Below are 6567 nucleotides of genomic sequence, written 5' to 3'. Positions count from 1 at the left end.
GCCCCCGCGACCGCCACCGCGATGGCGCAGTGCCTGACCCAGTCCCGGCGGCGCAGCCCCGACCGGCCGGCGGCCCTTTGACCAGCTAGGTAGATCGGCACCGCGAAGGCCGCCGCCACCAACCCCGGCGACTTCACGGCCGCGGCCAGCGTCATCAGCGCGATGCCGCCGACCAGGTCGTGCCAGCCGGGTGCCGGCCGGGTCACCAGGACCAGCCCCGCGACGATCAGGGCCACCATGACCGCGTCGTTGTGGCCGCCGCCGACGGCGTGCACCAGGATCAGCGGGTTGCCGATCGCCAGCCACAGCGCCAGGTCCGCGCGCTTGCCGTACCGGCCGGCGAGCACCGGCAGCAACCGGGCGGTGAGCACGATCGCGGCGAAGGGCAGCAGCCGCAGCAGCAGCACGCTGATCAGCGCGTGGTCGCCGGTGAGCGCTGCCACCCACTTGGAGGCCGCCACCCAGAGCGGCCCGTACGGCGATGGCGTGTCGACCCACTTCCAGGCGACGTTGTCGAGGAACTTGCCGAGATCGACGGCGGGCAGGTCGGCCGGGGTGGTCGTGTAGGGGTCCAGGCCGTGCCGGGCCAGCTGGGCCTGGGCGGCGTAGCTGTAGAGGTCCGAGCTCGCCAGCGGCATCCCGAACAGCAGCGGGACGGTCCAGCAGATCAGGATCCGGCGCAGCAGCGGCGGCGCGACCACCTCGGAGGTGCTGGCACGCTCGCCGCGGGCAGAGCCGGTCAGCAGCAGCCGGCCCAGCAGCAGCCAGGCGATCACCACCAGGACCAGGCCCAGGTAGTACAGCGCCAGGGCGGTGTACAGGCCCGCCTGGCCGTGCCGCAGCAGGCCCAGCACCGGGATCAGCCGGGTCGGGTCGTTGGCCGGCAGCGCGGCGGCGCCGAAGCTGCCCACCGCGATCATGAGGGTGCCGATCAGGCCGGCCCGGGCGATCGCAGCCAGCCCCCAGCCGTCCACGGCCCGGGCGAACCAGCGCAGGCCGCTCGGCACCGGCGGCGGCGCCGGGACCTGCCGCTGGAGGCTGACAGTCACCCGCCCATCGTCGCAGATCCGGCGCCAGCTTCAGAACGTCCGGTGCGCGGCGGCCTGGGCCAGCTCCAGCAGCGCCTGCGCGGCCACCGGCCGCAGCGATCCAGCGGCCAGGCAGCGAGCCGCCTCCGCGGCCCGTTCGACGATCCGCTGCTCGATCTGCTCGTGCGCCCCGGTCCGCTCCAGCACCTCGCGCAACCGCGCCACCCCGTCCGCGGTGAGCGCCGGATCGCCGATGCCTGCCTGCAGCAGCGCCCGCTGGGCGGGGTTCGCGGCCTGGAACGCCAGCGCCACCAGCAGGGTGCGCTTGCCTTCCCGCAGGTCATCGCCGGCGGGCTTGCCGGTCTGGGACGGGTCGCCGAACACCCCGAGCAGGTCATCGCGCAGCTGGAACGCCTCGCCGATCAGCAGGCCGTAGGCCGACAGCGCGTCCAGGACCTCCGGTGAGCCGCCGGCCGCGCGGGCGCCCAGCAGCAGCGGACGCTGCACGGTGTACTTGCTGGTCTTGTACTCCACCACCCGCACCGCCTCGTCCGGGTCGAAGGCGCCGCGGGCCTGGGCCAGGATGTCCAGGAACTGCCCGGCCACCACCTCGGTGCGCATCCGGCCGAATTCCTCGATCGCGGCCCTGGCCCGCTCCGGCGGCAGGCAGCTGATGGCCGAGGCGAACAGCTCCTCCGACCAGGACAGCAGCAGGTCGCCGAGCAGGATCGCGCCGGCGGCCCCGAACGACTGCGCGGAGCCGTGCCAGCCCTGCTCGCGATGGAACCGGCCGAACCGGACGTGCGCCGCCGGCTGGCCGCGCCGGGTGTCGGAGCTGTCCATCACGTCGTCGTGCACAAGAGCGCAGGCGTGCAGCAGCTCCAGGCTGGCCGCGGCCCGGATCAGCTGCGCCTCACCCGGCGCCGCCGCCGGCTGCACGCTGCGCCACCCCCAGTAGGCGAAGGTGGGACGCAGCCGCTTGCCGCCGGTGAGCACCGCGGCCCGGGCGGCCTGGGCGAGCGGGCCGAGGTCGGGAGAGATCGCGGTCAACGGGCCGGTTCGTTCGGCCAGGAAGGCGGTCAGCTCGGCGCCGATCCGCTCTCCCAGTGTGGCGGCCGGCGCCGACAGGTCCGCACGGTCAGCCACAGCCGCGGACAGTACCCTCATGGGATGGCACGCACGGTGAGGGACTCATTCAAGGCCGGAAGGCCGACGTTCTCCTTCGAGTTCTTCCCGCCCAAGACCCCCGAGGACGACCGGCTGCTGTGGACGACCATCCGCGAGCTGGAGTCCCTGCATCCGGACTTCGTCTCGGTCACCTACGGAGCAGGCGGCCACACCCGCGACCACACCATCAAGATCACCGAGCGGATCGCCAGCGACACCACCCTGCTGCCGGTGGCGCACCTGACCGCGGTCGGCCACTCCGTCGCCGAGATCCGGGCCATCGTCGGCAGGCTGGCTGACGCCGGCATCTCCAACGTCCTGGCGTTGCGCGGCGACCCGCCCGGTGACCCGCTGGGGGAGTGGGTCTCCCATCCCGAGGGACTGAGCTACGCCGGCGAGCTGGTGAGCCTGCTGCGGGCGCACGGCGACTTCACCGTCGGGGTGGCGGCGTTTCCGTACAAGCACCCGAGGTCGGCGTCGGTCGAGGACGACACCGCCCGCTTCGTCGAGAAGTGCCGACGCGGCGCCGACTACGCGATCACCCAGATGTTCTTCGAGCCCGAGGTCTACCTGCGGCTGCGCGACCGGGTGGCCGCTGCCGGCTGCGAGGTGCCGATCCTCGCCGGCCTGATGCCGGTGACCAACATGGGCATCATCGAGCGCTCCGAGCAGTTCAGCGGCGCGCCGTTCCCGGCCGAGCTGGGCGCGCGGTTCGCAGAGATCGCCGAGGATCCGAAGGCGGTGCGGGAGCTGGGCATCGAGGAGGCCTCGAAGCTGGCCCGCCGGCTGCTCGACGAGGGCGTGCCGGGCATCCACTTCTACACGCTGAACCGGTCGCGGGCGACCCGCGAGGTGTGGGCCAACCTCACCTCGGACGCGATCAGCCGCTGAGCTGGTCGCCGGCTCCCGGTTCGGTCGGCGACGGGAACGGCAGCCGGGCCCCGAGCACCCCGAACGGCCGGTGGTCGCCGGGGAACAGGTGGTTGCGGGCCAGGTCGTAGAAGCCCAGCCGGCGGTAGAGCCGCCAGGCCCGGTTCTCGCCCTCGGGGGTCGAGAGCACCATGGTGCGGTGCGGCAGGCCGTCGGCCAGCGAGCGCAGCAGCCGCTCGCCGAGGCCCGCTCCCTGGGCGGCCGGGAGGACGTGCAGCTCCGAGAGCTCGAAGGCGCTGCCCAGCCAGTACGCGGTGTCGCCGTCGACGGCGCGCAGCACCAGGTCGTGCCACCACTGGCCCGGCAGGCTGGTGTAGCCGTATCCGAAGCCGAGCATCTTTCCGTCGGCGTTGAGCGCGGCCCGGCAGCGGAAGGAATCGAAGCCGGCGTGCCGGAGCATGTGGGTGCCTCGCTGGGCGCCGCTGGCGGGTGGGTAGCCCATCGCCTCGACGTAGATGGCCATCGCCTCGGCGAGCCGGGGCGGCGACAGGTCGGAGCGGGGCACGTCGACGATCACGATCGTCGAGGCCGTGCCGCCGGCTCCGGGTAGCTCTGCCATGTCCAGCAGATTAGGCGACTGCGACCGGTTGGGCCGACGTCAGGTCCAGCAGGTCGGGGTAGCTGATCGGAAACACCGCGTGCGGGACGCCGCCGGCTGCCCAGATCTCCGGGAACCGGGCCAGCTCGGTGTCGAGCAGCGTCCGGATCGGCGCCGGATGCCCGATCGGCGCGACCCCGCCGATGGGCTGGCCGGTGGCGTCGCGGACGAACTCCGCCGAGGCCCGTGACAGCTTCGCCGTCCCCACCAGCGCCGCGACCTTGGCGGTGTCGACCCGGTGCCCGCCGCTGGTCAGCACCAGCAGCGGGGTGTGCTCGGCGGTGCTGAAGATCAGCGAGTTCACGATCGCCGCGACGTCGACGCCGAGCTGTGCGGCAGCGGTGACCGCGGTCGGGGCTGCCTCGGGCAGGATCCGGACCCGGCCGGGCAGGCCGGCGGCGGCCAGGATCGAGTTGATCAGGACGCAGTTGGGATGCAGGTCGGCCACGGCTTGGCAGACTACGTGGCCGCTTCGGCTCAGGCGTGCAGGCCGCACTCTGTCTTGGGGGTGCCGGCCCAGCGCCCGGCCCGGGAGTGCTCGCCGGGCAGCAGCCTGCGGGTGCACGGGCCGCAGCCGATCGAGCCGTAGCCGTCGGAGAGCAGGGGGTTGACCAGCAGGCCGTGCTCGGCGATGTAGGCGTCGACGTCGTCGTCGGTCCAGGCGGCGATCGGGTTGAGCTTGACCATGTGGTGCTTGGCGTCCCAGTCGACGACCTTGATCCTGGCGCGGCTGGCCGAGTCCGCCCGGCGCAGCCCCGACGCCCAGGCCCGGTACTGGGTCAGCACGCGGCGCAGCGGTTCGACCTTGCGCAGGGCGCAGCATGCGCCCGGGGCGCGCTCGTGCAGCCGGGGCCCGAGCTGGGCGTCCTGCTCGGTGACGGTGCGCAGCGGCAGCACGGTGCGTACCGAGACCGGCAGGACCGCGTCCACCGCATCGCGCATGCCGAGGGTCTCGGCGAAGTGATAGCCGGTGTCGAGAAAGACCACGTCGACCCCGGGCAGCACCCGCGAGGCCAGGTGAGCCAGCACCGAGTCCTCCATCGAAGAGGCGACGCACCAGTCCGAGCCGAACTGCTCGACCGCCCAGCGCAGGATCTCGATCGCCGAAGCCGATTCGAGTTCGTTCCCGGCGCGCTCGGCCAGCCGCCGCAGGTCGGTCACCGCGGATTGATCGCGCGCGATCGTTTCGCTCATGTCTCTTCTCCTTGCACAGGCGGTTCTGGCGCCGGGTGCGTCGTCCAGTCAGCAGCGATCCCCAGGTACTTGAGGGAAAACACTCGCTGACAGGCGCCGCAGCGCCACTGCCCGTGGGTTTCGCCGAACGGTCTCAGGTCTTCATCAGCGCAGTACGGGCAGTGGAACGGCGCCGCGCGCTCAGTCATGTCCAGATCTCCGGCCGTGTTACTGGCCGGCTCACAACAACCAGTCTTCCTCGGCTCGGCTGACGTAGCTGGCGAAGGACTCATCGGCCGACCGCCGCTCGAGGTAGCCGGTCAGCACCCGCTCGGCGTAGTCCGGCGCCTGCTCGGCGGTCACCTTCAGCCCGCGGAACTTGCGGCCGAACGCGGCCTCGCTGCCGAGCTGGCCACCGAGATGGACCTGGAACGCCTCGGCATCGACGAACGAGCCGTCCTCGGCCTTGACCTTCTGCACGATGCCCTTGAAGCCGATGTCGGCGACCTGGAAGCGGGCGCAGGAGTTCGGGCAGCCGTTGACATTGATCGTGATTGCCGTGTCGAAATCAGGCATCCGGCGTTCCAGCTCGTGCCGGATGGTCTCGGCCCGTCCCTTTGTCTCGACCAGCGCGAGCTTGCAGAACTCGATACCGGTGCAGGCGATGGTGCCGCGGTGGAACTTCGTGGGCCGGGCCGAGAGCCCCAGCCCGTCCAGCTCCTCCACCACGGCCCCGGTCGAGTCGGCCGGCACGTCCAGCAGCACCAGGCCCTGCTGGGCGGTGGTGCGGATCCGTCCGCTGCCCAGCGACTCGGCCAGCTTCGCGACCTGGGTCAGCGCGGCGCCGCTGGTGCGCCCGGACGCGGTGGTGGCGCCGACGGCGAAGGCGCCGTCCCGCTGGGCGATCACGCCGATGTGGTCGCGGTGCGCCGGTGAGGCCTCCGGCGCTGGCCCGTCGGGCAGCTTGCGTCGCAGGTATTCCTCTTGCAGGACCTCGCGAAACTTCTCGGTGCCCCAGTCGGCCACCAGGAACTTCAGCCGGGCGTGGTTGCGCGAGCGCCGGTAGCCGTAGTCGCGGAAGATGCCCGCCACCCCGGCCCACACCTCGGCCACCTCGTCGGAGCGGACGAAGACCCCCAGCCGCTGGGCGAACATCGGGTTGGTGGACAGGCCGCCGCCGACCCAGACGTCGAAGCCAGGCTGGCCGTCGGCGTCGTGGACTCCGACGAAGGCCACGTCGTTGATCTCGTGGTTGACGCAGTGCTGCGCGCAGCCGGAGATCGAGGTCTTGAACTTGCGGGGCAGGTTGGAGAACGCCGGGTCGCCCAGGTAGCGCTCCACCGTCTCGGCCAGCGCCTCGGAGGCGTCGGCGAGCGCGTCGGCGGCGACGCCTTCGAGCGGGCAGCTGAGCATCACCCGGGGGGTGTCGCCGCAGGCCTCGGTGGTGCTGAGGCCGACCGCTTCCAGCTGCTCCCAGATGGTGGGGACGTCCTCGATCCGGATCCAGTGCAGCTGCACGTTCTGCCGGTCGGTGATGTCGGCGAGGTCGCGGCCGTAGCGGGTGGCGATGTCGCCGATCACCCGCAGCTGCTGGGAGCTCAGCCGGCCGCCGTCGATCCGGATCCGGAGCATGAAGTACTTGTCCTCAAGCTCCTCGGGCTCCAGGATGGC

General features: G+C 72.2%; 8 protein-coding genes. 1 reads left to right on the top strand and 7 read right to left on the bottom strand.

Annotated elements, in window-relative coordinates:
• The coding region (gene mptB, locus VF612_RS14905) for a polyprenol phosphomannose-dependent alpha 1,6 mannosyltransferase MptB (RefSeq protein ID WP_408660640.1) at window positions 1-1049 on the bottom strand (1049 nt) is incomplete at its 3' end.
• Window positions 1050-1079: 30 nt separating this feature from the next.
• Window positions 1080-2174: a polyprenyl synthetase family protein gene (locus VF612_RS14900; RefSeq protein WP_408660639.1), complete on the bottom strand. Its 1095-nt coding sequence runs from the start codon at window positions 2172-2174 to the stop codon at window positions 1080-1082.
• 24 nt (window positions 2175-2198) lie between these two features.
• Here VF612_RS14900 and metF point away from each other — a divergent pair, with 24 nt between their 5' ends.
• Entirely contained in the window at window positions 2199-3086 is an 888-nt protein-coding gene (gene metF, locus VF612_RS14895) for a methylenetetrahydrofolate reductase [NAD(P)H] (protein WP_408660638.1), read from the top strand.
• Here metF and VF612_RS14890 read toward each other — a convergent pair.
• The 5 genes from VF612_RS14890 to VF612_RS14870 form a co-directional block, all read right to left on the bottom strand.
• On the bottom strand, window positions 3076-3684 hold the full coding sequence (locus VF612_RS14890) for a GNAT family N-acetyltransferase (RefSeq protein WP_408660637.1): 609 nt from the start codon (window positions 3682-3684) through the stop codon (window positions 3076-3078). The genes metF and VF612_RS14890 overlap by 11 nt on opposite strands.
• Before the next feature lie 10 nt (window positions 3685-3694).
• Window positions 3695-4171: a YbaK/EbsC family protein gene (locus VF612_RS14885; protein WP_408660636.1), complete on the bottom strand. Its 477-nt coding sequence runs from the start codon at window positions 4169-4171 to the stop codon at window positions 3695-3697.
• 29 nt (window positions 4172-4200) lie between these two features.
• A complete protein-coding gene (locus tag VF612_RS14880; RefSeq protein ID WP_408660635.1) occupies window positions 4201-4917 on the bottom strand; it encodes a phosphoadenylyl-sulfate reductase in 717 nt (238 codons plus the stop codon).
• Window positions 4914-5105 carry a hypothetical protein gene (locus VF612_RS14875; RefSeq protein ID WP_408660634.1) on the bottom strand — a complete coding sequence of 64 codons (192 nt, stop codon included), beginning with the start codon at window positions 5103-5105 and terminating at the stop codon, window positions 4914-4916. The genes VF612_RS14880 and VF612_RS14875 overlap by 4 nt, the downstream gene beginning before the upstream one ends.
• Window positions 5106-5136: 31 nt before the next feature.
• The coding region (locus tag VF612_RS14870) for a nitrite/sulfite reductase (protein ID WP_408660633.1) at window positions 5137-6567 on the bottom strand (1431 nt) is incomplete at its 5' end.

This window comes from Jatrophihabitans sp., assembly GCF_036388195.1.
Classification (GTDB): domain Bacteria; phylum Actinomycetota; class Actinomycetes; order Mycobacteriales; family Jatrophihabitantaceae; genus Jatrophihabitans_A.
This window is presented reverse-complemented; position numbering and strand designations above follow the sequence as displayed.

Coding starts and splice junctions, on each gene's coding strand:
- VF612_RS14890 (WP_408660637.1), bottom strand. CDS start 3,684: ATGGCAGAGCTACCCGGAGCCGGCGGCACGGCCTCGACGATCGTGATC.
- metF (WP_408660638.1), top strand. CDS start 2,199: ATGGCACGCACGGTGAGGGACTCATTCAAGGCCGGAAGGCCGACGTTC.
- VF612_RS14875 (WP_408660634.1), bottom strand. CDS start 5,105: ATGACTGAGCGCGCGGCGCCGTTCCACTGCCCGTACTGCGCTGATGAA.
- VF612_RS14880 (WP_408660635.1), bottom strand. CDS start 4,917: ATGAGCGAAACGATCGCGCGCGATCAATCCGCGGTGACCGACCTGCGG.